Source organism: Peribacillus sp. NPDC096379 (genome assembly GCF_044762875.1).
Lineage (GTDB): Bacteria > Bacillota > Bacilli > Bacillales > DSM-1321 > Peribacillus.
This window is the reverse complement of record NZ_JBIWFD010000001.1, coordinates 1655706-1680990: the sequence shown is the minus strand read 5'-3', so window position 1 is coordinate 1680990 and position 25285 is coordinate 1655706. Positions and strand designations below refer to the sequence as shown.

Below are 25285 nucleotides of genomic sequence, written 5' to 3'. Positions count from 1 at the left end.
GGGAATTCGTTCGGTTTTTATCCTAGTACCCAAGAAAATTCATTCATTTACTGTAGATAAATCCGGAGTTTCCGTATAATCAAACGAATCTATTCGTCTGAATCCCTATAACTCAATGATAACCAATAGTTCAACATCACTATATGCTTAGCTATCACTAGCGTAATATATTTCTATAGCTAATGTTAGTTCCCTGCGAGTTCATCATAAAAAAGCATTTGTTCTTGTTTGCTTTAAATCCCGCTCTGTAAGCTATTTCATTAAATTTTCATCATGAATTTCTAATGACCTTAATAGAATGATCATATAACAATTAGTGGATATTCCGGTTTTCAAGGGCTAATTCCACGATCTATCGGGAGAATGCCAGCCCTCAGGTTACTACTATATCCATTCCTTACCTTTAAACATTCCACATTAGCTATATATTCATAGATGTTCGAGTGAATTTGCCCAAGGAGGTAATGATCATTTGGAATAAGATCATGAATCAGAAAAAAGTAATACTCCCTGAACCTCTTATGGAACTAAAGAAAGAATTGAAGAATAAAAGCAAAAAATCCTTCAAAGATGAAAATCTTTCACCGAAAGAAACAGCTCTTGTCCAGAAAATCAAAGCTCAAACATTTATTCTGAATAAAAATAATGTCACAAGAACGAAAGCCTATCTTGACTTTTATAATGTGCATCCGGAAATCCATTGGGCTTTTTTAGGACATATGGTTTCTCGAAATGGCGGATGGAATATGACGGATTTAAAAGGTGGATTACTACCAAGACTATTGACAAAAAATGAGGCGGATTCATTTTTCACATTTTTAGAACGAGGAAATTGGCTGATTTTTCAAGATGCGTTCCCGCAATTTTTGGTATATGAAGAAAGTAAAAAAAACGGACAGAACTTATTTTATCTGTTAAAGCATTTACACGTGTCAACTTTTATGGAAACGATTTGGCATCATTTTTGGCGTGAACATGATCCATATATATTAACTGTTAGTCTTATCATTAATGAACAAAGCTATCTAGAATCAAGAGTGCTTGAAAATCCTACTTTTAAAAAAGAAGTTTTCAGCAAATTAGAATTTAAATTACAGGATTTCCTTTCCTTGAATCATATTCTATTTCCTTATGTAGTGGATGGGACGGTGAAGGTAGCTGGCCAAACGCTACATCATTTTGAGAATTTACATAAGCGGATCATACTAGGGAAACAATTGTATGCCATTTTGTTTAGTGATGACCAGCGCTTAAAAATGACAGAAAAATGGGCGAATTCAACTCCTCATACTGGTTCTAGAATGGATTATTGGCCCCATATATTTAATCACGTAGATGAAGAAACTCCAAGTAGACTATTGAAAACAAGGATAAAATCATGCCAACTGTTACCAGGTTCAACGAGATTCTATAGTCCTAAACTAATATTTGTATGGAAGAATCGAATGCATATACGTGCAGGAATTGCTGACTGGTACAAAGATTGGCGGATAATCTATTACTTAATCAATTCTAAAGAAAATACAGTTGGAGAGATTAAACATGAATATTGTAAAACACTCGAAAGACTTGAGTTCGCGGCAATCACAAAAAAGGCGATTTCCCTTTTGGATTAATAATAGTTCAAATTTCCTACCATCAGTCCTGCTTGGCTCATTATTAGGAACGTACCTCGATCTATATTTTATAGGAAAAGGCTTCTATTCCTTTCCTATTAGGCCCATGTCAACGGTCTTTTCAATCAATATAGTGTTTACTTTGATTGGCCTCCCCTTGTTAATTAGTGTCTTTCTTTATGCCTGTAATAAAGTGAACGCATGGAAAAAAGCAGGGCTCATTATCATTTTTAGTATGTTAATGTCTGTTGGTGAAAAACAAGCGGAAGTCTATGGTCTTTTTGTTCATAGCGTTTCATGGAAGCATATTTATTCATTGATCGGATATACCCTCTATTTAACTCTAATCTATTCTTTTTATAGTTGGTCAAAGCGTGGCTGATCCCCATTTGCTAAACGAAAAACAGAGGGCCACTTTTTTATTTTTGGTGTGACGAATGTTTATTCCATTCCTCATTCTCCTGCATTATTATGAAAAATGTTTCTTAATATTCCCCTTCTTAAACGATCATCTGCTTAAATCAGGTGGTCGTTTAAGTGGTGGTCAATTATGTCAAATTTATTATGTCTGATGAATTGATTGGTTATAAATGTTTTCTAATCTGGGCCCTTTTGATGAAAATAAGCGGCGAATTTCGCATTAAATCAACGCTTTTTGTTGAATCTGCCCTTCTTTTGAAAGCTTTTGTCATGTAGCAGGAAAAAGAGAACCACAATAAAGAATATAACTTAAATTAGCCCAAATTAAGTTGCAAAATAGAAAGGAATGGAGATATGAACAATAGTCAGATTTTAAGAGCCTATTCGATTAATGAGGTTTCGAAGCAAATAAATATTCCAACAGGGACAATTAGACAGTGGGAAAGAGATTTACAAGGTCTTCTTATTATTCCTCGTACGAAGCAAGGTGCTAGATATTATACAGAGAAAGAGATCACACTGCTTAATAAAATAAAAGAGATGCGTGAACAAGATGTAAGTAAAGGGATGATTCGTTCATTATTAAAAAAACATATAAAAAACGATTCGGAACCTACTTCCGAATCGTTCGAAATGACGATTCAGCCAGCAGAAGAGATATCCATTCAGACATCACAGAGTCGTCAGACAGACAATATGCTGGAGTTTAATACTGCTTTGGAAACATTTAAGGAGAATCTATTATCAGAAATCAAAAATGAGATGGTGGTAAGCCGTAATGTACTCATTGAAGAGATCAAAAATGAGTTTATAAACGCCTCCTTTCAAACTGTTGAAGATATTTCTAAATCAATTCAGAGATCTGATGATAAGAGAAAAGTGGAAGTTCATGCAATTTCGGAAATGGTTATGAAAGCTTCGGAACGTACTTCTGAAACATTCGCAACCCTTTCTGGTGACATTGTGAAGGATTCGAAAGCTACTTTCGAAAAGCTTTCAAAGCGAATGGATCTGACTGTAAAAGTTGCTGAAATAGAGAATCAGAATGTACTAGAAAAAGTTTCTCAAACAGTTAATGAAGCAAAGGATGATATAAGACATATCACGCAATCATTCGATACTAGACAGGATGATTTAATTGAATCTCTTAATGAACTAAAACAATCGACAGGTGAAATACAAAAAATTGAAGAGGTCTTTAAAGTGATGATATCAACCTATCGTGATGCCGCAGCAACTAAAGAAAAGAAGAAAAAATGGTGGCAGCTAAAATCTTAAGAAAAAGGCTAGGACTCCTGTTTAATATGACCGAGCTTATTTATTTTTAGGCTATGTTTATAATGTTTTTGATTTTGGTCTCATTCTTCTGAAACTGCGGTTTCAGAAGAATGAGACCAAAATCGTTTTATCAACAATATTGTTTAACATAGCCTAATTTTAAAATCTAGGCAAAATCCCCTTATTAGTAGTACCGTGTTGTTTAGTTATTGGAAACACTCTTTTCTATAGCAGATACACCAAATTGAGCGCAACCCATTAATGAGTTCTAAGAAGGTATAGACAATCTTAGATACAATGCTATTGTCCATTTCTATTTATCATTGTTCAACACTAGAAACACCTAAATATTTAGGATAATGAGTATCTGAATCTGCAGCATATACTCCGTGGGCGGATGCTTTGCTTAAATAACGTGCAAGATTAAAAACGAATTTTATTATATTGTATAATTCATTTCATTTTTTCCTATTCGCTTACACTCCTTCTATTACTCTAAAAATATGTTATGTTTGATTTTACCATCCCCTACTTATCGACTTTCTTGATACAATTCTTATGTTGAATAAGTATGGGGAGGTATACATCTATGAATAATCTTAAATTCCTTCTTGCTCTCGTATTGGTCATAGCCTTCACAGGAGGATTTTTTGCAGGTATATTATTTTCTACTAACAATCAGCAAGAAAACTTGAAAATGAAACAAGCAACCGAATCAGCAATAAAGCCGGAACCTAAGCAAATGCCCAGATTAGACATGGAACAAGCAAAAGTGTTAATTGGCTATGTTCAGGATTTTCGAGATCCAAATGCGGTTGATTACGACAATTTGACACATATTATATTCTCCTTCGCCCATCCGACAAAGGACGGTGGTCTTTTGCTTAATGGAGAAGTGGCTTTGAATAACCTACGGATAATGGCGACAAAAGCGCATGAGCATGATACAAAAATTATGCTAGCCGTAGGCGGATGGTTTCACATCCAGGGTGGAGAATCCTATGAGTATTTTAAGACGGCGATTGCTAACCCGACATCGCGATATAAACTTGTCAATGAGCTTGTGAGTATAACGGTCCGGGAAAAGTTAGATGGCATAGATATCGATTTTGAACACCCACGTTCTTTGGAAGATGCTCAACATCTAGCTAGTTTCATCAAAGAACTAAGTGATAAACTTCATCATAAAAATAAAGAACTGTCCACTGCAGTTCAAGCTAAAGTGAACAGTGTTACTGGTGCTGAAATCAATAGTGTCCTGTATGAACCATCAATGTTCGAATATGTCGACCATGTAAATATTATGGCTTATGACGGTCAGTGGGATGGTGGGTATGACGCTGCCAACTTGTCTCCTTACCCGTTTAATGAGAATATCGTAAACTATTGGACTAGCCTGTTCGATACTCATAATCTTTCAAAAGAAAAACTTGTATTGGGCGTTCCCTTTTATGCTCAGCCAGAAGATCCTTCCGTTAAGCAGATCACCTATGCGGCAATCATCAAAAATAATCCAGATAATGCTGAACACGATACCGTGAATATGAATGGAACGACATACCATTATAATGGTGCCAAGACCGTGCAAAAGAAAATAAAGTTAGCACTTGATCATGGTTTCGGTGGAATGATGCTATGGGAGGCCGGACATGATGCAGAGGGATCACACAGTTTGACGAGTGCTATTTCAAAAGCACTGGGAGCTGAAGATATTTATGTATTTAAACAAAATACAAACTAAGAGGAATAGATTAATCCTTCCCTTTTGTACCGTATCAATGTTCCTCTAAATATTTGAAAAGACCAAGTGAAGATGACCCAAAGGGACTGACCCTTTTGGGACATCCTCACTCAACTAAAAGAACTGTTGAATCAACTGTCTATCACATGTTTTCGCAAATACGAGCAAAAGAAGAATTCGTGTTTTTTAGGAGATAAGATTCAACGATTAGATATCCCATTTAAAAATATTTTTCAGTAATACAAATAATTCCTACTACTTTACTTATATGACTGAAACATAAGGCTTTTCTTCTTCTTTTTTACATACCTTTTCAATTTTATCAACAAACATCTGAAATACTTTTTTCTTTTCTTCCAGTTCTTTTATGGATTCTTTCAATTGGCTTACTTTTTGTTCAAAGGGCTTATGATAGAGATCGCGTATGTCTCGAATAATTTCATCATTAATAGTAGATTGTACTACTTGTTTAGTAATATTGAATTTATAAGAATAAACTTGAAGTTCACGTTTAACTTCTTCATATTCTTTTTCAATCACATTTAATAATTCACTAATTTCTTTTTTCCACTCGCTTAAAGCATTTTTTATGTGTGACTCCATCTTTCTCCCCCTCGAATATTCACAATATATCCCATAAAAAAACCACTTCTTAAAATATTACCAATGATTTTTTTCAGTTTTATTTCTAGGAAGTTACATAACAAATAAGTTTTATTAAAAAGGGATAACAACTTAATTGAAACATAAAAAGGATAAGGTATTATTGATATAGACCAAAAATACAAAAAAACTGATCCGAAAAAATATTACTTTTCGAAACAGCTACTTTCTTAATTAATATTTACTATTTGATCTTCAAATTATTGTCAATTTTTCATGTTTGGTGTTACGCGAGTATTCACTTATCATGATTTAGTTCCAAAGAATGATTTTGCTTTTTGAATATATTCACTTTCTTCTTCAGGTACATCATCTTCATAAAATATAGCCTTTACAGGGCAAACTGATTCACAAGCACCACAATCAATACATATATCTGGATCAATAAAATATTGATTATCACCTTTTGAAATACAATCTACTGGACATACATCTACACATTCCGCTGCAAGCTCTTTTATGCATGGTGAAGTTATTACAAATGTCATTTTACATTACCTCCAAGATTGAGTATTTGGTTCCGTAAATATGTCTTTGTATCGGAAAATATCGCTTGTACATCAATATAATGTGCTAACATAAATAATTCTAAATTTTTTTCACGGTATCGCGCCATTTAATCTTTAAACCCTTCAATATTATTATTATATAAATCTTACATATATACCCAATACATACTGTACACCTTTTAATATTTTGGAAGTCCATTATTAAAATTCACAAAGATATATCTCATCGTATAATCAAGATTCTTTGATTGTACGACATATAGTTTTTTAAAAAATAAACAGTAAGTATCATAATGGAATGATGAGGTTATGAAAGGGAATGTATGGTTGAATTAGAGCAGGATCATGGGAGGACTATTTTTGTTCGTTTCACCTCAAAAACGAATTACGTTATAAAGATTTTATAACAGCTTAAATCCTTTGAATTATTAAATTATGAGTGATTTTTATGGGAATTATTATGTAGAAGTGAGTGATATGAACTTGTGGTATTCAAGAGAGAGAAAGCATTTTGAAATCTCCCTGAAGTAACAGTTATGTTTTATTTATGAAATACGACCTTATATTAGTGATAAAGACATAAAAAGAATCTATTGAGTTAATTAAATATGAAATAGATAACGAAAATCTGCCATTTATGCAGAAAACCTTGGTCCGAAGTGCAGGCCAAGGTTTTTAGATAATTATATACCTTTGTGATATGGCTAATCAAAAGCAAATGGGCCAACTCTCACATTGCAATCAAGTATATGAAGGTTGTTTATCAATTCTTAGCTAGATAATTTTGCGAGTGTCCTCTTATCTTATTTAGAGTTCTTTGTATTCACACAAATGGGTTCGGTTACTATCTTCCTTAATTGGTGCCTTAGTTGGTTATTTTAAAGGTGATTGAGTAATCTGAGAAAGCTTGTCATTAATTTCAAAAATTTTCATATTCGCATTTGTGATTCCGAAACCACTCAATCGTTTTGTATGTTTATCTACATATTTTTCAGCATCTTCTTTAGTCTCAAAAATATAAATTCCGCCTGCTTCATTCGAGTGCTGATTCTCTGTCCATATTTTCCAAAGAAAACCTGGTTCTTCATTGATACTTTTAGCTAAATCAGAATAAACATCTGCCATTTCATCCCCATAAGGTCCTTCATGTTTAAAATCAACTTGTAATAAGTATGCCATTTTCCAATCTCCTTTTTATATGAAAGTCACTAAAAATACTCATTTCCAAAAATGGGCTTTCCAATTTAAGCAAAGGTTAAATGATGTATTATTAAACCATCAAAATCCCCATTAATGTTAATTTTTGAAAACATCATGTTTATATACTTAGTATACTACGTATAAAAAATATATCAAATATAATATATTGTTCGAAATTACTTATTTCTCATTCAATTACAAAAGCAAATCTTCTGTTACTAGGAATATTCAAAAGGAGATTTTACTCTTGCACACCAATGCCTATCCTCTCAATGTCATTGATCTTTGTAAATTCTAAAGCATTAATTAATAATGGTTTACTAACTATCTGAAGGAGCAATATAAAGTGAAGCTTCAATCGGTTGGTGTTTTACTACACGTTAATGCAAGATGCACTGCGTGAACGTGCATTCTGGTGCTTCTGTTATTGTAGTTGTTATAATGGTATTATGCAGGGAAAAATGTACAGGTGAAGGTGCTATTTTTCCAGGAAGTCTAACTTTGGGAATTGAATTTACTTTTAAAAGCAAAAAGCATTAGTGTTTTTAAGATGACGCTGGTGTAAAAGATTCGTTATTGAACGAATACGTAAAAATTCAAAAATAAGGAGCGGTCATTATGAAACAGATAACGCCATATCTTAACTTTAGCGGAAATGCTAGAGAAGCATTAGATTATTATAAAGAGATTTTTGAGGGTGAAATCTTAGGTATTCAAACCTATGCTGAAGCAGACTTCCCAACGCCACCAGAAGCTGATGATCGCATTATTCATGCTCAATTTAAAAAAGATGATTTATTTTTCATGGTTTCGGATACATTTCCCGGTAATTCAGTTGAAATCGGAAATCACATTTCATTGACAATTGAGTTAGAGAATGAAGCAGAAATTCAAAAAATTTATGAACGACTAATACAAAAAGGTACTGTCATTATGGAGCTACAAGACACTTTCTGGGGAGCGAAATTTGCAAAAGTAAAAGACTCATTCGGTATGATTTGGGATCTTAATTATACCCAATCTTAAGTAAAGTTTACTTCCACGAAAGTGTTGTCTAGGATATTCCACTGTTGGTTTGAAAGTGAGTTCACATAAAAAACATTTAAATATCTAGCCCCTATGCAAGAAATACAAACTCATATTTACATGACTTTATATTTCTTGTTCTACCCATTATGGGACATCCTTTACAATCAAGAATCAATTCGAATGAAGAACTACATTCATATTTTACGGATTTAGCAACGAAGTTCTATTGATCCGTAACTTCCACATTAATCTAATCAAATATTTTCATTTCCTTTACAAAACCTACTTGTCCCTTCATATTTCCTTAAAAAAGCCATGTTATTCTAAAAAAAACAAGAGGGGGTTTTAGTTTTGCGACATCCTTCCGCTTTGATCCTTACAGCCCATTATGGGAATGGCCATCTTCAGGCTGCTAATGTCATTGCAAGAAAACTTAAACAAAAAGGATTCGATCCTATTGTATCTGATTTATTCGGTGAGTCTTATCCTGCATTCTCTACATTTACTCAATCCTTACTTGTCAAAAGTGTTTCTTATAGACCCTCTTTTTACAAATGGTTTTATTATGGGACGAAAAAAGTAAATTCTAAAGGACTCTCTCAATTTTCTCGATATTTAGGTCGAAAAAGGTTGCAAGAACTTATTAACGAACATCGTCCCTATTTTATTATTACTACTTTCCCTCTTCATGCGGCACCTTTTCTTAGCAAAAGAGCTGGATTTCTCATTCCAACTTACACGATCATAACGGACTATTGCATTCATCCTTATTGGATAAATCCATTAATTGATCATTACTTTGTAGCTTCCGAATCGGTTAAAAGCACTTTATTAAATCAAAACATTCAGGAAAAATGTATTACAGTAAGCGGGATACCCATTCGTCCAGAATTTGAAATGTTTTTTGATAAGAGAGTTTTCTATCAAAAATACCATCTCAACCAGAATAAAAAAGTAATTACGGTGCTTGCAGGAGCCCTAGGCGTTTTAAAAAACGTAAAAGAACTTTGCCAGCTTCTAGTGTGTAACCCTTCCTATCATATTGTGGCAATTTGCGGAAAGAACAAGAGTTTGTACGAAAAGCTTCTGCCGCTTGCTCTTCGGTTTCCCAAGTCTTTTCGTTTATTCGGATATGAAGAAAAGGTCCATGAGCTTATGGCAATATCTGATTGCCTTATTACAAAACCAGGAGGTATAACCCTTACTGAAGCCACAGCATTGCAAATTCCATTAATTCTTTATAATCCTGTGCCTGGACAAGAAGGGGAAAACGCTCGGCATTTTGAGGAAAATGGTGCGGCTCTTGTTTCCCACACTATATTGGAAACGGTTAAGCAAGTACATGAGTTATCAAGTAATGAAGAATTGGCGAGAGGGATGAAAAAGGCACTACATATAATTCATAAGTCACAATCTTCCACACTTATCACCGATTTTGCTATCAATCAGATCGAACAGCAAGATTTAATACTTCGCTGAGGAGGTATGAAAATGGATACAACTTCACATATTATCATTGGCTTAGGTTTAGGAGCTCTCTCACATATTGATCCAATGGTGGCTGACAATCCAACGTTATCATACGCAATTCTTATTGGTACAGTGATCGGTTCAAACGCGCCTGATTTTGATTATGTTTATAAATTAAAAGGAAATAGCAGCTATTATCGCCATCATAGAGGGTGGTCGCATTCACTACTAGCACTACCACTTTGGGGACTCACCGTTTCTGGATCTATATATTTCTTTTTTTCAGAAGTATCCTTTTCACATTTGTTTTTATGGACGTTTCTCTCTGTGATTTTACATGTCTTTTTAGATTTATTTAATGTGTATGGAACTCAAGTTATCCGTCCATTTTCCATAAAATGGATTTCCTTTGATTCGATACCGTTAGTAGATCCGTATATTTTATACCTTCATATTACTGGATTTTTTCTTCTTCCTTTTTATGAAGCAGGAAGAGTTTTTATCATCATATACTTGCTGATGTTTTTATATCTATTTCTTCGCACGGTCTATGCCAGCTGCACCAAAAGATATTTGCAAGACCACTTTCAAAATGCAATTCGCATTAAACTCATGCCAAGAGCAAGGATCCTTTATTGGGACTTGTTAATAGAAACAGAGGATGATTTTTTATTCGGTGAATATTCCAGAAAAAGTCTTGTTATTGAACATACACTACAGAAAAAACAGATAGACTCTGAATTGATTTTGGAAAGCATGAATGACAGTCTCGTATCAGATTTTCTTTCGAGCACGAATTTCGCCTATCCTTTTATCCACAAAAAGGAAAACGGAACCTTTGTTTATTGGAAAGATCTCCGTTTTCGCAACAATAAATTTTTTCCTTATCTAGCTGTTGTGTTTATTTCCACTGAATTAAAATGCAAGGATTCCTATACGGGGTGGGTTTATTCTTTGAAAAAATATAAAAAGGTTTTGAGAAAATTAGAGAGTGCTTCAACATCTTCTTATGATGGAAAAAAGAAATCCTACTTAGAGGGGTGACTGCTGAATAAGTGACTTTTTAGAAAAACTAAAGATGTGTAGAAGGAAAAATGAACCTTAGAAACGATTCTAAAGGCTCATTTTTTTAGTTTATATGTCATTTTTAGAGATCATTTAGGGTGTCATCTATTGACAGCCGGTCTCTTCAAGTTATGAAAGTTAAGTAAAACTGCTTGATGCTTCCCTCCTATAAGCGGATATCATGCACTTGCTAAAAAGCAGTACTGTTGAAAATATTCATTGTTATAATAATAGTTTTTTATAAAGACCAGCGATAGTGTTCAAAATGAATTCTGGGATTTTCTTTGGAAAATAACGTTTTTTGTAAAAGCGGTGGAACGCTCTTTTTAAGTCTCCCCACTGCCTGCATGTTTTATTTTGTCTAAATCGAGCTACGTCGATTATTTTGATTTCTTTATCCGATGTGAGAAAGATGTTTCGCAAATGTATATCAGATGGATTCAACCCTTCTTGTCTAGCTAATCGCAAAGCAAGGTCAACTTCTTTTACATGATCTTCAGAAATGGATATACCCTTTGTTAAACATTCAAAAAACGTTTCCCCTTCTATATAATCAATGACTAAGTAATTGGAACCAGCTTCAGTTAAAGATGGAAAGTAAGGAATATGTTGAATTTTTCTGTATATATTGGCCTCTTCCATAGCGATGTGTACGTAATTAGGATAAAATATCTTTATTGCTTTATTTGATTGTTGTATTCTGAATACGTATGCACTTTTCCCTTTTCCAATTAACGTTAATGTTTGATCATAATCGAGGAGTACTTGCATCTTTTTAGCAGATTTTATTTGAACACTGGCGGCAAGTTCATTATATTGAATAAAAGACAGCTCCTTTCCATCGCTAGTTTCTAAGAATATTCAAAAAGACGCTATAACCGATTACCTAGTTACAACGTCCGAAAAATTCGGTAAGATCTCTCAGCAACTCATGTAAGCTATCAATAAATTCGGGATTAAAATTCTTTATTGCAACCGCTACTCCCCTTATTTATATGGAAGTAAAATAGACTTTGTATTATTTTCTTATCGTAATATCTTCTATTTGCTACGTCAAATAGAACGTTCTTTTTAGCATATCTATTTATTTTTTACAGAGAATAATAAACGAGGCTGCCAAAAATATATTTTGGACAGCCTCGTTTTTCTACTTGTAGATGTTGTTCAAAGATCCGGAAAACATTCCTCAAAAAGAAGAATTTTTTTATAACAGCCATTATTATCCCAATCGGATTTAGTATGACCATTTAACTAATTGTTTACAAGTCAAAAACGGAATGTAATACTAAAGCAGGACTGTCTATTGTTTGATGATGAAATTTATCATTTTTAGAATGTATTCGATAGCTGATTTGTAACAATTCCTTATTATCAATACTAGGTGGGTGAATCCATGATGCAGCATTTGATGTATCTTCTAGGACATTTTGGGTACTTGGGTATCATAATAGCTTTAATGGGAGGGATAATAGGACTTCCAATACCAGATGAGGTTCTTTTAACATATATAGGTTATTTAGTTTTTAACGATCAATTGTCTTACATTGCTACTTTGGTAAGTGCAGTTACAGGTGCAATCGGTGGGATTTCGATTAGTTATCTATTAGGGATTAAATTGGGTTTTCCGTTTTTAAGAAGATACGGACCTAAATTTCATTTTACAGAAAAAAGGATTAATAAAACGAAGTTATTATTTTTGAAATACGGACCTTTTCTCCTATTTATCGGCTATTTTATTCCCGGAGTCCGTCACGTTACCGCTTATCTGGCTGGTATAAACGGCCTTTCCTACAAAAAATTTGCTGTGTATGCCTATACTGGAGCCATTGTATGGTGTTTTACCTTTATTACTTTAGGGACAAAGCTCGGAAAGGAATGGAAAAAGGTTGAATTCTTTCTAGCAAAATATAGCATTTACGTTATTATACTTATTGTCGTTCTTAGTTTAATTCTTACATATGCATATCGGAAGAAGTACAAAAATAATGAAAAAGTTGTATAATCGCAATTAAATTACTTGAAATCTTGTATTTTGCTTGTGCTTTATAAGGGGATACCCTAAAAAGTGTAGTAAAGTAAAGGTTTGATAATTAAATGAGTAAATGAAGCTGTTTGTTACAAACAGCTTCATTTGAAAGTTGTACTTTATTAACAAGATTTCTTGGAGTTATATCCTCGTTCTCCATACGGTTGAAGATGTTCTAACCATTTATTCTCTAATTCTAACAATGCTTCTTTTTCGTTAAAATATGGGTCGTCTTTCTTTTTGAGTGTTTCTAATATGTCAATACTGAAAGCGGAGTTTCCAAATTGCGTCCATTCTTCTTGAAGCACTTTGTTATTATGTGTACCTGTTTCCAGAGTGAATTTTACCCCATTTAACGTTTTAAAATTTCTAGTACTTCCGATAAAAATCTTTTCATTTTTACTATTTTTAATTTGATAAATGCCAGCTTCGATTGGTGTTTCTTTATATAGCTGCTTTAGTTCCTTTTTACGATCCATTTGTATTCACTCGCATTCTTTCGTTATTTTTTTAGCCAATATTGGCTTCCATCTGACTTTCGATCTAAAAAGCCGTATTCGATTAAATATCTTCTGATGATGACATAATCATCATAAATTTCATTTAAAAGCTGATTCATTTCTTTTTCAGTATAGATCACATTACTTTCGAATCGTTTTGTGATTTCCCGAAGAACAATCAGTCGTTGTTTTTCTTTCGGCGGAAATTTCTTTAAACATCCACTTAACCCTTCAGGTAAAAACTTCTTAATGGTTTCTTGTTGTTCCTTTTCCGTAACAGCGTATCTATCATCGACCATTTTGGCTGTTTTATGTGGTGGGATAAAGGCAGGAGCACATTGATCTTTTTCTTTTAGTAATTCCATGATTGCTAAAAAGGTCTTTGCTTGACGTTCCTTCTCTTTCAACGCAAAACGGTGATGCCTAATCGTAGAGGTACTTCCAATACCCATCTCACCTTGAACCTCTTTATCACTTTTTCCCTGATAAAATAGATGAAGGAGATGATTCTGATGGTCTGTAAGACCTGTCAGTTTCTTATCGAGCCCGATTAAGTATTTAAATACTGATTGGTGGGTACTTTCGATATGAATACGCATATACCTTTTTGCTTCATAAAGAATACCCTCGTGAGGGTAAATAATCCCTTTTTCAATATTCTCACCGCATAACAGGCATATGTAAGAATCAGACTCTTGAATATACCCCCGTTTAAGTTCTTCTAATGACGCGTTCCAAAAATAATCTGAAATATCCATGATTTAAACACACCCAATCGAATTTCGGTTATTTGTAAACATATTTAAAATATGTTTACCTCTCAACAAACATAATAATATAAAGTTTGCATAAAATCAATAAGTTTCTCTCGGATAGGATTATTATCACTCTTTATTGGTAAAAACATATTTTATAGAGAATTAGAAAAAAGGAGGCCCATTATGAATACTGAATTAATAAATCATATGGATGCAAATGACTTGAGAAGACCGTTTGGGTTTGGAGGTTTTGGACACGGGTTTGGAGGTTTTGGACACGGGTTTGGTGGATTTGGAAGATTTAGAAGGCCGTTTGGGTTTGGATTCGGTAGACCTTTCGGCTTTGGATTCGGAGCTCCTTTTCTCGGAGGATTGGTTGCTGGTTCCTTATTAAGCGGCCCTTATTACGGTGGGTACGGCTATGGTGGGTACGGCTATCCGTATGATGGTGGGTACGGCTATCCGTATGATGGTGGGTATCAATACTATGGCGATCCGAACTACCCATATTATTAATCAAATGAGAGCTGTAAGATATGTATCCAATGATCATTAGAAAATACTGATTGTTTGACTATATTTAAATAATAAAGAGGCTGACTCACGAATCAGCCTCTTATGCTTGCAATGAAATTAGGTTATCAAATTAGTAAGTGCGCAGATTTGTCAAATGATTAGAACAGTATCTTACATAAGAATAACGATTAAGGAACAGGTCGGTGATTTACTATTAAAAATGTTTGTTATACGATTTTATCATAAGCTAGATATGCGACGATTACCATAATTATAGTACCTATAAGGTATAATACAGTACCTCCCAATGTAAAAAGCCTTCCGATCAATGTTTCTTTTGCTTTTAAAAATTGGCCATTATTCATCATGGCGATACCTGTTGATGCCTATCTCCAATCTATGCAGCATAGAAAATTAGGTTCTGTAATTATTTTTTAAGAATGTATGATGAAAAAACGTCGTTCGCTTATTTTTACTTTATAGAAGCTTCTCACCGAATAACGAACCCATCAATGCTACAGCAGTAACCGCAGTTTTATTCTTCTCATCTAAAATTGGATTGACTTCGACGAATTCTGCTGACGTTATGATGCTTGCTTCCGCCAAAATTTCCATAGCTAAATGGCTTTCCCTATAAGAAATGCCTCCCATAACTGGTGTTCCGACTCCAGGGGCATCGGTTGGGTCAAGACCATCTAAATCTAGTGAAAGATGAACATGATTTGTTCGACCTCTAAAGTGTTCAATTGTTTCTTCAATCACTTTTGTCATGCCGATTCGATCTATCTCATGCATCGTATACACCTTGATCCCCTTTTCTGTTATTAACTCTTTTTCCCCTTCATCCAATGCGCGAGCACCGATAATCACAACGTTTTCAGGCTTGATTTTAGGCGCGTACCCTCCAAGATGTGTTAGTGCAGGATGTCCAAATCCTAGACTCGCAGCTAGCGGCATTCCGTGAATATTACCTGAAGGTGATGTTTCGGCCGTATTCAAGTCGCCATGTGCGTCATACCAGATGACGCCAAGATTTTCATAATGTTTAGAGACACCAGCAAGCGTTCCAATTGCAATACTATGATCGCCGCCAAATACTAATGGAAAAGATCCATTTTCAATTGCTTTATGTACCTCTTTGGCTAAAAGTTCATTCTTTTCGGCTATTAATTCTAGGTTTCGTAGTTTTGAATCTTGATCAATGCTCATTTCAGGTCGGCCGATATGAATATCTCCAGTATCATGGACTTCGTAATTCAAACCACTAAGCCTCTCTACCACGCCAGCATAGCGAATGGCACTTGGCCCCATATCTACTCCCCGTCTCATTTGTCCCAAATCCATCGGCATCCCAATAATCGTAATTTTTTTATTCATTTTAATTCTCCTTATCAAACAAGCTTAGTCATAAAGACCATCATAATCGTTCGTAATAGAAAGGAAAGGGGGAGAAATTAATATATGCATTCTCCCCCATTTCTTTAGGGTTATATTGAATGGGAATGGTACTTCATTGATTAGTAAATTATTCGATTTTACTCTAGTTTAATCCTTCTTGAAAACCAATTATTTTGAAAGAACACTTTGGATTTTGGCAATAGCCCAATCAAGCTCTTCTTGTGAAATCACTAAAGGAGGAGCAAATCGTATAACTGTATCATGTGTTTCTTTGCATAATAGTCCCGATTCCATCAACTTTTCACAAAAAGGACGTGCAGATTCCGTTAACTCAAGTCCAATGAATAAACCTTTACCGCGCACTTCGTTAATGATTGGATTTTCAATTTCTTGGAGTTTTTCTTTAAAATATAATCCTAACTCCAATGAACGCTCAGATAGTTTTTCTTCTTCTAAGACTTCAAGTGAAGCTATTGAAACAGCGCATGCAAGTGGATTTCCTCCAAATGTTGAACCGTGTGATCCCGGATTGAATACGCCGAGAATATTTTTATTTGCCGCTACACATGAAATCGGGCATACGCCTCCTCCTAGTGCTTTTCCTAAAATATACATATCGGGGGTAACATTTTCCCAATCACACGCAAACATCTTCCCAGTCCGGCCAAGACCAGATTGGATTTCATCTGCGACAAATAATACCTCATTTCTATTACAAACTTTGCCAACTTCCTGTAAATAACCATCTGGTGGGATGATAATACCCGCTTCACCTTGGATTGGTTCAACGATAAAAGCTGCTGTTCGCGGGGTGATTGCTGCCTTTAGTGCCTCGATATCTCCGTATGGAATCAGTTTAATTCCCTGTAGTAAAGGGCCGAATCCTCTTTTGTATTCTGACTCTGAAGAAAGCGAAACAGCTGTCATTGTCCTTCCGTGGAAATTTCCGATACAAGCAATAATTTCTGCTTGGTTTTCTGCAACTCCCTTCACATCATAAGCCCAGCGTCTTGCTGCTTTAATTGCTGTTTCCACTGCCTCAGCACCCGTGTTCATTGGTAGAATCATATCTTTTCCAGTTAATTTTGCGACTTTTTCATAAAACGGTGCAAGCTGATCATTATGAAAGGCTCGTGATGTTAAAGTTAATTTATCTGCTTGTTTTTTTAGAGCTTGAATAATCTTAGGATGTCTGTGCCCTTGATTCACCGCCGAATAAGCACTCAACATATCCATGTAACGCTTACCTTCTGGATCATTTACCCATACTCCTTGTGCATATGAAATCACAATTGGCAGCGGATAATAATTATTGGCACCATATTCAGAAGTTTTTTGAATTATTTCTTCTGATTTCGAATTCATTTCTTCATTCCCCCTTATAAAATTGCTTCTAGTTAATGTTTATACAAGATATTGGCTCAACTTTAGCACTTTCTTTATTTTTTATTTGCTGAAAACTGTCACATGTCATGCCTTATTTATATAGTAATTAACATAGGAAATTTCATTACGAAAAGGTGAAAAAATGACATTTATATTTATGTACGTAGCGTTAAATATTAGCGGATTGGAATAATGTTCTTAAATATAAAATTATTTATTTTTTTCTATTTAGGGATTAAGGACATAGTGTATATTCTGTCGAGATAGTTATTGAAATATATACTTTCTTAGAATAAGTTAAAATCCGTATTAATGAAGGGTTTCTCCTCTTTGTTCCTTCTTAATATGATTTACAAAAAAAAAGAGTCAGACCACGTTCTCCATACACAGCGCTTGCGGTACTAACTCCCAATTTGAGCTGTATATTTTGATTGCGGGTCTGACTCTTACCTTATTAGATATTTTGATCTTTTTATTTTAATTCTTCTATAGAATTAATATCGACATATTTTGGTACAACTAAGCCCGTCTTCGTTCCTTTAAGGTTGGGTCCTAGGTCAACGAAATTATTTTTATAAGTATTATAATATTCGAGATGGGTACTTGGTAGCCACGCACTAACCGTTGCATCGGCACTGCCATTGGCAATACCAGCAAACATTGGTCCCACTTCAACTTGACTTAGTGTAACCTTGTAGCCATTTTGCTCAAGAACTTTGCCAATCACATTTGTACTGGCTATTTCTGTGTCCCAGGCAACATAGACAAGTTTGATACTTTCACTATTTCCTGTTTGAGCACCTTTTGTCCATTCAGCTACTTTATCTTGATTCGCATTGATCCATTTTTCAGCAGCTTTAGATGGGTCCATACCTCCAGTAACATCAACCATCACCTCTTCCATATCACTTGTTTTCCAAACGAATTGATCGAGAATGGTATAAGCGCCCGGTGCATCTTGTTGGAGTCCTTTTCTAACGATTGTATTAATGTTTTCGGCCCCACCATAAGAATTATTGGGGTCTTCGAGATATTTCAAATCGTATGTTGAGAACATCCAATGTGGTGACCATCCAGTAACAATGATTGGTTCTTTCTTATTATAGGCTTTCTTCAATTCTGCAACCATTGCCGCCGATGACCCTTCAACAAGTTGCCAATCATCCAATCCGTATTTTTCTATTGCATCCCTAGACTGATTCATTATTCCAGCCCCAGGTTCAATACCAATAATTTTATAATTCGTTTGCCCACCAATACTGTTTGGATCTCCTTTTACAGCATTTTCCTTTGTAAAGGTGCCAAATAATGCTGCGATTACCACAAGTACAGCTAAAATTAATATGACAATTTTTCGGCTAATAATATGCTCAAACGCTGGTTTACGCAAGTTCTGCGTAATACGATCGAGAATAATTGCAATGAAGACTATGGATAATCCAGCTTCAAAGCCTTGCCCTACATTTATTTGACTTACAGCTCTGTAAACATCTGCTCCAAGTCCAGGTGCTCCAACTAATGAAGCAGTAACAACCATTGATAGAGCAAGCATGATACTTTGGTTAACCCCTGCTAAAATCGTTGGAGTTGCCAATGGTAATTGGACCTTAAATAATTTTTGACTACTAGTCGAACCAAATGCATCCGATGCTTCTATTAGATCTTTAGGTACTTCTTGAATTCCAAGATTGGTCATGCGGATTGTCGGTGCAATCGCGAAAATGAACGAAGCGATAATCCCGGGCACGACGCCAATTCCAAAAAATAAGATGGATGGAATTAAATAAACAAATGCAGGCATTGTTTGCATAAAATCTAAAATGGGTGTAATAATTTTTCTCACTGTATTACTTTGCGCACACCATATTCCGATTGGTATCCCAATCAGTATGGTGAGAAATCCTGATAATATTACGATTGCAAGTGTTTGAATACTTGATTCCCAATAACCAAGGTTATCAATCAATAGTAAGCTAATTAACGTAAAGATTCCTAAAGGCCATCTACTTGTATATGCAACCAAAAGGGTAAAGACAATAATTAATACGATAGAAGGTCCTACACTCATTACATCCACTAGGAAATTTAATAGCCCCTCAATCGCACTGGTTATAAGAGAAAATAATCCAGCAAATGCAATCGTTATCCAATCCACTAGAGAATCTACCCAAGCTCCTAGGGGAATTTTCGGCATATTCATTTAATCAATCACTCTCCATCTCGTTCAAAGAATCTTTATTACCCGCTAAAGCACCTATTACAGCTCCACGAATAATAATCCCTTTAATTCTATTCTCTGCATCTATGACCGATATCGGTAGACTTGAGGTTGCCATCACGTCCATAAGATCTACAAGTAATGAATCTTCTGTAACGGTTGGGATATCAGTTGTCATCACTTCAGAAATGGATTGATTCTGATCAATTGCCTGACGTGCTTCTTCGGCAGTCAACGCCCCTAATAGCTTCTGCTTACGGTCCACAACAAATATGCTGGAATATCCTTGTTTTCGCATAATTTCCAGTGCAACCCTTGGTCCTCGGTCTACACCGATTTTCTCTGGACGTTTCATAACATGTGATGCCGTTAATACTTTGGATAAGTCCACATCTTCCACAAATTTTTCAACAAATTCATTTGCAGGATTCATCATTATTTGTTCAGGTGTACCGAGTTGAATGACACTGCCATCTTTCATCAAGGCAATTCTGTCACCTATTCTTAACGCTTCATCAAGGTCATGAGTAATAAATATAATCGTTTTTTTGTATTGTTCTTGTATTTCGAGTAATTCATCTTGCATGTCTTTACGAATTAATGGATCGAGTGCACTAAAAGCTTCATCCATCAATAAAACATCTGTGTCACTAGCTAGTGCCCGTGCAAGACCTACCCTTTGTTGCATTCCACCACTAAGCTGTGATGGAAGCTGATTTTCATACCCTTTTAAGCCAACGACTTCAAGCGCATTCATCGCCTTTTCTTTACGAACATTGGGATCTACTTTTTGAATTTCGAGCCCATATTCGGTGTTTTCCAAAATCGTTTTATGAGGAAATAGTGCAAAATTTTGAAAGACCATGCTTATTTTCTTTTGCCTTACTTCTCTTAATCGATTTGCATTCATCTTCACAATATCTTCATTTTCAATCAAGATTTCTCCAATTGTTGGATCAATCAATCGATTAAACATGCGAATTAGAGTGGATTTCCCACTTCCTGATAACCCCATAATAACGAAAATTTCACCGGGGTAAATTTCGAAATTAATATTATTAACCCCGACAGTTTGACCTGTTTCTTTCAAAATTTCCTTTTTTGATTTGCCTTGCTTCAATAAATCAATGGCTGCTTTTGGAGATTTGCCGAATATTTTCGAGACATTCCTGACTTCTACATACGGATTCATCAAGTCACCTCATTCTAATAGTTGCCCATATCGTATTCAGTTTTGCCGAATTTTTCTCGTTTTATGATGATTAATCATAAAACGTGCAAGCGCCTATATGAAACTTCGACTAGGAATTGCTACATCCATTCAGACGTCGAAGTCAGCACACTCGAGATAATAGAAGAAGCGCTAAGTGCCACCTCCTTATGTCTCCTTCGTTCTGACCCACATGCTTCGATTAATATTTCGACTAAGGAATACCGCGTCTTTGAGAATGACGAACTCAGGTGATCCTGTGCTTGCCGTCAAGGCTTTGCTTGACGCGACTCGAGAGGTCAGCTGCTTGCGCTAGACACCAAAATTGAAAAAAAGATTCCCGTAAGCAATTTTTGCTTTAAGTAAGTTTGTGATTAAATGAGCATTTCGAGTAGGGAAAAGAGGTACAATCACAATTGAGGAAACTAGCAGATACAGCATACATCAACTGATATATAATGGTTATTTTTACTCCCTAGGTTTGGGTTAGTCCATAATTTACTAATTGTGTAACCCGGAAGTACTTGTTTACCTTAACAAAAAGTGAATAAAGATTCAAACGAAGAGGGTCGGAAATTAAAAAATACTTATATTTTTGTATAAAACAAGACCGAAAACCAATCAAAAAGACTTCTGCAAAAGAAAAAACAACACCTTAAATGTGCTGTTTCTAAATTTTTCATATTCAATAGATTATATATAGTTATTTATCTCGCATTAACGGGCAGTATTTCCCTAACCTCAAGGCTTAGAGGAATCAAGGTAGTGTAAACTGCCCGTTAAAGCCCGATTGCATTTTCACTTTATATTTTTTTATACACTACATTTATACACTACCTATGTAGTTTTTTATTAAATATCTTTAAAGTGAATCCCAAAGAGCTGCAACTTTTGTTTGTTTTTGTTCTTTTTTCAGCGCTTCAATTGTTTTTATTTTTTCTTGTGCTGACCTTATCAGCGTTTGGTATTCAATAAAAATAGTTTTCATGTCTTGGGGGATAACTATTGCATACGGGAATATCGGTTTCTCATCCAGATATTTATTTCCACTTTCAATCCACGCTTTATATTTATGCTGTCCGATAGCAGATGAAACATTTATAAATCCATCTTTGGAAAGAACAACTCCTAATTGCCCAAATATATATTTAATTGCTTTTTCAATATCATCAGGGATTCTGTTATTTTCATAATATGATCTATCCTGCTGATCATTTAAATGCCACCAAATAGAATTATTGTCAAGATGTACATCAACTATACTAACAGCACTTTCAATTAAAGCGTTAACTTCAGACTTTAATTCTTTTAGTCTTTTTTCTCCAATTTTTTCTGCTAATTCTGCATTTTCTTTAATTTCATTTCTCGCTGTATGTCCCATCCACTCCTTTACGTAAGGAACAGCGGCTCTCTTAAATCTTATTCTAACTTCTTCCATTTTGTTAATGATCTCACTGAGAACGCTTTCATAATTAAGAATTGACGTTTCATAGTTTTCAGTCATTTAAACTTCCTCCTTTATTTATGTTTACCAATATTGTAACATAATTCTGAAAATATAGATAATATATTTTTCAAATCTTATTGTTAATAATCTAATTCAAATTTAAAAATGGAAGTCTATTATTGCTGTTCAGTTTCGTACTATTTTTTCATAAAAAGAGACCTCTCATCATGGTAAAATGAAGGTCCTTTCTGGAAAATTTCACTTAAGCAAACCATGTTTTTTCAAATATTCCTTTGCTATTTGTTGAGGGGTGATGCCATTTACATTTACTTTATAATTCATTTCTCTCATTTCGCCATCCGTGATTTTCCCTGCGAGCTTATTTAACAATTTGACAACTTCTGGATGCTCTTGCATTGTTTCTTTTCTTAATAATGGCGCACCTTGATAAGGTGGAAATAAATGTTGGTCATCCTCTAAAACCATAAGGCTATATTCTTTTAATTCGCTATCTGTTGAATAGGCATCTACAAGGTTAATATTCCCTTTTTTAATCGCGCTGTATCTAAGTTTTGGCTCCATTGTAACTACGTTTTCAAATGTGATATTATACAATTTTTGGATACCAAGATAGCCATCTTCGCGATCTGCAAATTCTAGAGTGAAACCTGCATTGATTTTCTGCTGAACATCTTTCAAGTCAGATATGGTGGCAAGCTTATATGTATCTGCCGTTTTCTTAGGCACAGCCAGAGTATAGGTGTTGTTATAGCTCATCGGTTTTAACAATTCCATATCGAATGATTCACTCATTCCTTTTTTCGCCTGATTGTATACTTCAGTTTTATCCGTACTCACGGTCGTTTCTTTTAAAAACTCAGAAATGGCTGTTCCAGTAAACTCCGGATAAATGTCAATGCTACCTGATTTTAAGGCATTGAAGACAAAAGATGTTTTCCCTAGGCCAGGCTGTAGTTCTACATGTAAATCTGTGCCACTTTCGATTAGTAACTTATACATATTAATTAAAATCTCTGGCTCAGCACCTAGTTTCCCGGCAATCACGATTGTTTTCGTATGTTCTTTTTCTTGAAATGCTAAAGGTACAATAGTTAATAAGAAAAACGTAGCCACAATCGCTCCAACTACTGTAACTGTTTTTTTGAAAGTTAGATTTTCAACCTTACGTAGAAGAACATCAAAAAAAATCGCCAGTAGTGCTGCTGGGACAGCGCCCAATATAATGAGAAACATATTATTTCGATCAATCCCAAGCAAGATAATTTCACCAAGACCACCTGCTCCAATGAGTGCTGCAAGTGTAGCTGTCCCAATTATTAATACCATTGCTGTTCGGATTCCTGCCATAATAACAGGCATTGCCAGTGGAAGCTCCACTTTAATTAACCGTTTTCTTCTATTCATTCCCATTCCACTTGCTGCTTCAAGTAATGTTAAGTCAACCTCTTTAATTCCTGTATATGTATTTCTGATAATTGGAAGCAATGCATAAACAACAAGTGCGATAATCGCTGGTACTTTGCCGATTCCGAACAGTGGAATTAACAGGCCAAGTAAAGCGAGTGATGGTATCGTTTGAAGAACGGCTGATATACCTATAATCGCTTCAGCTTGTTTTTGTTTTTTTGTCAAGTAAATTCCAAGAGGTATAGCAATGATGGAGGAGAAAAAGAGTGCAATAAACGAAATTTGCATATGTTCAATCAAAGAGTGTAATAGCTGTCCCTTCCTTTCAATAAAAACATCAATAAATCTATTCATTTCCTTGACCTCTTTCTCCCAATTTATCTGCCAAATATTCAATGATGATTTTCCTGTTTATCATACCAATTATCTCGCCATCCTTCTCTATAGATAGCTGTTCATTGGCAGTTAAGCGTTCGAGTATATCTTGTAAAGAATGAATTGCGGGTATGGCATCTTCTAAGTTTGTAAAAAAATCATCAAATAGGGGGACAGCGATTTTTTCAAGATTGATACTGTCGTTTTTTTGTTCATTTTTCGTTCCAACGAATTCCCTTACAAAATTATTGTTAGGATTGTTGATAAGTTCTTTTGGTGTTCCAATTTGAATCACTTTCCCTTCTTTCATCACACATATCCGGTCACCAAGCTTAAGTGCTTCATTCATATCATGTGTTACAAAAATGATGGTTTTCTTTATCTTTCTTTGAAGATTTATCATATCATCCTGAAGCTTTTCTCTACTTATCGGATCTAGTGCACTAAATGGCTCATCCATAAGTATGATAGTTGGATCTGCGGCCAATGCCCGGGCAACACCGATCCGCTGCTGTTGCCCGCCTGATAATTCCATAGGTTTACGATCTCGATATACTTTAGGATCTAATCCTACCATGTTTAATAATCCATTCACACGATTTTGAATTTTTACTTTATTCCACTTTTTTAATTCTGGTACAATGGCAATATTTTCTCCATTAGTCAAATGTGGAAATAGGGCAATCTGTTGTAGAACATATCCAATATTCCAACGAAGTTCATTCACATCATACTTCGTAATGTTCTTGTTTCCAATCGTAATCGTTCCGCTCGTACAATCAATTAGTCGATTCATCATTTTCAATGTTGTAGTTTTACCGCAGCCGCTTGGTCCAATTAATACCAAAAACTCCCCCTTCTTAATGTTAAGATTAAGATTATCGACCGCACATGTTCCGTCTGGAAATTTCTTTGTTACATTTAAAAATTGAATCATCATATGGCTCCTTTTTAGGTTGCTTGTCCTGATTTGTTTAAAATTCAAACTTTCTTATTCTTTTATCCCGCATTAACGGGCAGTAAAACCCCCAC

22 protein-coding genes are annotated in these 25285 nt (G+C 34.9%); 9 read left to right on the top strand and 13 right to left on the bottom strand.

Annotation, left to right across the window (positions count from 1 at the left end):
- Positions 1-464 precede the first annotated feature (464 nt).
- The 4 genes from ACIQZI_RS07955 (at position 465) to ACIQZI_RS07940 (ending at position 5055) form a co-directional block, all read left to right on the top strand.
- Positions 465-1616, top strand: coding sequence for a DUF2515 family protein (locus tag ACIQZI_RS07955; RefSeq protein WP_403071357.1), 1152 nt, complete (start codon positions 465-467; stop codon positions 1614-1616).
- Positions 1543-1998 (top strand): CBO0543 family protein, encoded by a 456-nt coding sequence (locus ACIQZI_RS07950; protein WP_403071354.1) that lies wholly within the window; start codon positions 1543-1545, stop codon positions 1996-1998. Before ACIQZI_RS07955 ends, ACIQZI_RS07950 begins: the two co-directional genes overlap by 74 nt.
- A 392-nt stretch (positions 1999-2390) precedes the next feature.
- Entirely contained in the window at positions 2391-3314 is a 924-nt protein-coding gene (locus ACIQZI_RS07945) for a MerR family transcriptional regulator (protein WP_403071351.1), read from the top strand.
- A 589-nt stretch (positions 3315-3903) separates the two neighbouring features.
- A complete protein-coding gene (locus ACIQZI_RS07940; protein ID WP_403071348.1) occupies positions 3904-5055 on the top strand; it encodes a glycoside hydrolase family 18 protein in 1152 nt (383 codons plus the stop codon).
- 264 nt (positions 5056-5319) lie between these two features.
- On the opposite strand, the gene ACIQZI_RS07935 is transcribed toward ACIQZI_RS07940, so the two are convergent.
- The 3 genes from ACIQZI_RS07935 to ACIQZI_RS07925 all read right to left on the bottom strand — a co-directional run bounded on the left by ACIQZI_RS07935 (position 5320) and on the right by ACIQZI_RS07925 (position 7406).
- Positions 5320-5658: a hypothetical protein gene (locus ACIQZI_RS07935; RefSeq protein ID WP_403071345.1), complete on the bottom strand. Its 339-nt coding sequence runs from the start codon at positions 5656-5658 to the stop codon at positions 5320-5322.
- A 305-nt stretch (positions 5659-5963) separates the two neighbouring features.
- Entirely contained in the window at positions 5964-6206 is a 243-nt protein-coding gene (locus ACIQZI_RS07930; RefSeq protein ID WP_062179489.1) for a ferredoxin family protein, read from the bottom strand.
- 894 nt (positions 6207-7100) lie between these two features.
- A complete protein-coding gene (locus ACIQZI_RS07925) occupies positions 7101-7406 on the bottom strand; it encodes a monooxygenase (RefSeq protein ID WP_062179487.1) in 306 nt (101 codons plus the stop codon).
- A gap of 639 nt (positions 7407-8045) precedes the next feature.
- On the opposite strand from ACIQZI_RS07925, the gene ACIQZI_RS07920 reads away from it, so the two are divergent.
- The 3 genes from ACIQZI_RS07920 (at position 8046) to ACIQZI_RS07910 (ending at position 10970) form a co-directional block, all read left to right on the top strand.
- The gene (locus tag ACIQZI_RS07920) at positions 8046-8453 is read left to right on the top strand and encodes a VOC family protein (protein WP_062179484.1); all 408 of its coding nucleotides are present in this window, start codon (positions 8046-8048) and stop codon (positions 8451-8453) included.
- Positions 8454-8807: 354 nt separating this feature from the next.
- A complete protein-coding gene (locus tag ACIQZI_RS07915; protein ID WP_403071340.1) occupies positions 8808-9935 on the top strand; it encodes an MGDG synthase family glycosyltransferase in 1128 nt (375 codons plus the stop codon).
- Between the two features lie 12 nt (positions 9936-9947).
- Entirely contained in the window at positions 9948-10970 is a 1023-nt protein-coding gene (locus ACIQZI_RS07910) for a metal-dependent hydrolase (protein ID WP_403071337.1), read from the top strand.
- Between the two features lie 243 nt (positions 10971-11213).
- Here the strand turns inward: ACIQZI_RS07910 and ACIQZI_RS07905 are convergent, their stop codons facing one another.
- Positions 11214-11762, bottom strand: coding sequence for a protein kinase family protein (locus tag ACIQZI_RS07905; protein WP_403071333.1), 549 nt, complete (start codon positions 11760-11762; stop codon positions 11214-11216).
- Between the two features lie 622 nt (positions 11763-12384).
- Here ACIQZI_RS07905 and ACIQZI_RS07900 point away from each other — a divergent pair.
- Entirely contained in the window at positions 12385-12993 is a 609-nt protein-coding gene (locus ACIQZI_RS07900; RefSeq protein ID WP_403071330.1) for a DedA family protein, read from the top strand.
- Positions 12994-13139: 146 nt separating this feature from the next.
- On the opposite strand, the gene ACIQZI_RS07895 is transcribed toward ACIQZI_RS07900, so the two are convergent.
- Positions 13140-13496, bottom strand: a complete 357-nt coding sequence (locus ACIQZI_RS07895) for a GIY-YIG nuclease family protein (protein WP_062179473.1) — start codon at positions 13494-13496, stop codon at positions 13140-13142.
- Between the two features lie 23 nt (positions 13497-13519).
- Entirely contained in the window at positions 13520-14275 is a 756-nt protein-coding gene (locus ACIQZI_RS07890) for a DUF2087 domain-containing protein (RefSeq protein WP_403071325.1), read from the bottom strand.
- A 183-nt stretch (positions 14276-14458) separates the two neighbouring features.
- On the opposite strand from ACIQZI_RS07890, the gene ACIQZI_RS07885 reads away from it, so the two are divergent.
- Positions 14459-14791, top strand: a complete 333-nt coding sequence (locus ACIQZI_RS07885) for a hypothetical protein (RefSeq protein ID WP_403071322.1) — start codon at positions 14459-14461, stop codon at positions 14789-14791.
- Between the two features lie 477 nt (positions 14792-15268).
- On the opposite strand, the gene rocF is transcribed toward ACIQZI_RS07885, so the two are convergent.
- The 7 genes from rocF to ACIQZI_RS07850 form a co-directional block, all read right to left on the bottom strand.
- Positions 15269-16168, bottom strand: a complete 900-nt coding sequence (gene rocF / locus ACIQZI_RS07880; RefSeq protein WP_403071319.1) for an arginase — start codon at positions 16166-16168, stop codon at positions 15269-15271.
- A gap of 189 nt (positions 16169-16357) precedes the next feature.
- On the bottom strand, positions 16358-17554 hold the full coding sequence (locus tag ACIQZI_RS07875; RefSeq protein ID WP_403071316.1) for an ornithine--oxo-acid transaminase: 1197 nt from the start codon (positions 17552-17554) through the stop codon (positions 16358-16360).
- Between the two features lie 493 nt (positions 17555-18047).
- A complete protein-coding gene (locus ACIQZI_RS07870; RefSeq protein WP_403071313.1) occupies positions 18048-19775 on the bottom strand; it encodes a glycine betaine ABC transporter substrate-binding protein in 1728 nt (575 codons plus the stop codon).
- 4 nt (positions 19776-19779) lie between these two features.
- A complete protein-coding gene (locus ACIQZI_RS07865; protein WP_049681641.1) occupies positions 19780-20985 on the bottom strand; it encodes a quaternary amine ABC transporter ATP-binding protein in 1206 nt (401 codons plus the stop codon).
- Positions 20986-21865: 880 nt separating this feature from the next.
- Positions 21866-22507: a hypothetical protein gene (locus ACIQZI_RS07860; protein WP_403071309.1), complete on the bottom strand. Its 642-nt coding sequence runs from the start codon at positions 22505-22507 to the stop codon at positions 21866-21868.
- Between the two features lie 201 nt (positions 22508-22708).
- Complete coding sequence (opuFB, locus tag ACIQZI_RS07855; RefSeq protein WP_403071306.1) at positions 22709-24232, bottom strand: osmoprotectant update ABC transporter permease/substrate-binding subunit OpuFB; 1524 nt, start codon at positions 24230-24232, stop codon at positions 22709-22711.
- On the bottom strand, positions 24225-25190 hold the full coding sequence (locus ACIQZI_RS07850; RefSeq protein WP_403072160.1) for an ABC transporter ATP-binding protein: 966 nt from the start codon (positions 25188-25190) through the stop codon (positions 24225-24227). The genes opuFB and ACIQZI_RS07850 overlap by 8 nt, the downstream gene beginning before the upstream one ends.
- Between the last annotated feature and the right edge of the window lie 95 nt (positions 25191-25285).

Excerpts from the sequence above, each read along its gene's own strand:
- ACIQZI_RS07955 (WP_403071357.1), top strand. The coding sequence starts at position 465 with ATGATCATTTGGAATAAGATCATGAATCAGAAAAAAGTAATACTCCCT.
- ACIQZI_RS07950 (WP_403071354.1), top strand. The coding sequence starts at position 1,543 with ATGAATATTGTAAAACACTCGAAAGACTTGAGTTCGCGGCAATCACAA.
- ACIQZI_RS07945 (WP_403071351.1), top strand. The coding sequence starts at position 2,391 with ATGAACAATAGTCAGATTTTAAGAGCCTATTCGATTAATGAGGTTTCG.
- ACIQZI_RS07940 (WP_403071348.1), top strand. The coding sequence starts at position 3,904 with ATGAATAATCTTAAATTCCTTCTTGCTCTCGTATTGGTCATAGCCTTC.
- ACIQZI_RS07935 (WP_403071345.1), bottom strand. The coding sequence starts at position 5,658 with ATGGAGTCACACATAAAAAATGCTTTAAGCGAGTGGAAAAAAGAAATT.
- ACIQZI_RS07930 (WP_062179489.1), bottom strand. The coding sequence starts at position 6,206 with ATGACATTTGTAATAACTTCACCATGCATAAAAGAGCTTGCAGCGGAA.
- ACIQZI_RS07925 (WP_062179487.1), bottom strand. The coding sequence starts at position 7,406 with ATGGCATACTTATTACAAGTTGATTTTAAACATGAAGGACCTTATGGG.
- ACIQZI_RS07920 (WP_062179484.1), top strand. The coding sequence starts at position 8,046 with ATGAAACAGATAACGCCATATCTTAACTTTAGCGGAAATGCTAGAGAA.
- ACIQZI_RS07910 (WP_403071337.1), top strand. The coding sequence starts at position 9,948 with ATGGATACAACTTCACATATTATCATTGGCTTAGGTTTAGGAGCTCTC.
- ACIQZI_RS07905 (WP_403071333.1), bottom strand. The coding sequence starts at position 11,762 with ATGCAAGTACTCCTCGATTATGATCAAACATTAACGTTAATTGGAAAA.
- ACIQZI_RS07900 (WP_403071330.1), top strand. The coding sequence starts at position 12,385 with ATGATGCAGCATTTGATGTATCTTCTAGGACATTTTGGGTACTTGGGT.
- ACIQZI_RS07895 (WP_062179473.1), bottom strand. The coding sequence starts at position 13,496 with ATGGATCGTAAAAAGGAACTAAAGCAGCTATATAAAGAAACACCAATC.
- ACIQZI_RS07890 (WP_403071325.1), bottom strand. The coding sequence starts at position 14,275 with ATGGATATTTCAGATTATTTTTGGAACGCGTCATTAGAAGAACTTAAA.
- ACIQZI_RS07885 (WP_403071322.1), top strand. The coding sequence starts at position 14,459 with ATGAATACTGAATTAATAAATCATATGGATGCAAATGACTTGAGAAGA.
- rocF (WP_403071319.1), bottom strand. The coding sequence starts at position 16,168 with ATGAATAAAAAAATTACGATTATTGGGATGCCGATGGATTTGGGACAA.
- ACIQZI_RS07875 (WP_403071316.1), bottom strand. The coding sequence starts at position 17,554 with ATGAATTCGAAATCAGAAGAAATAATTCAAAAAACTTCTGAATATGGT.
- ACIQZI_RS07870 (WP_403071313.1), bottom strand. The coding sequence starts at position 19,775 with ATGAATATGCCGAAAATTCCCCTAGGAGCTTGGGTAGATTCTCTAGTG.
- ACIQZI_RS07865 (WP_049681641.1), bottom strand. The coding sequence starts at position 20,985 with ATGAATCCGTATGTAGAAGTCAGGAATGTCTCGAAAATATTCGGCAAA.
- ACIQZI_RS07860 (WP_403071309.1), bottom strand. The coding sequence starts at position 22,507 with ATGACTGAAAACTATGAAACGTCAATTCTTAATTATGAAAGCGTTCTC.
- opuFB (WP_403071306.1), bottom strand. The coding sequence starts at position 24,232 with ATGAATAGATTTATTGATGTTTTTATTGAAAGGAAGGGACAGCTATTA.
- ACIQZI_RS07850 (WP_403072160.1), bottom strand. The coding sequence starts at position 25,190 with ATGATTCAATTTTTAAATGTAACAAAGAAATTTCCAGACGGAACATGT.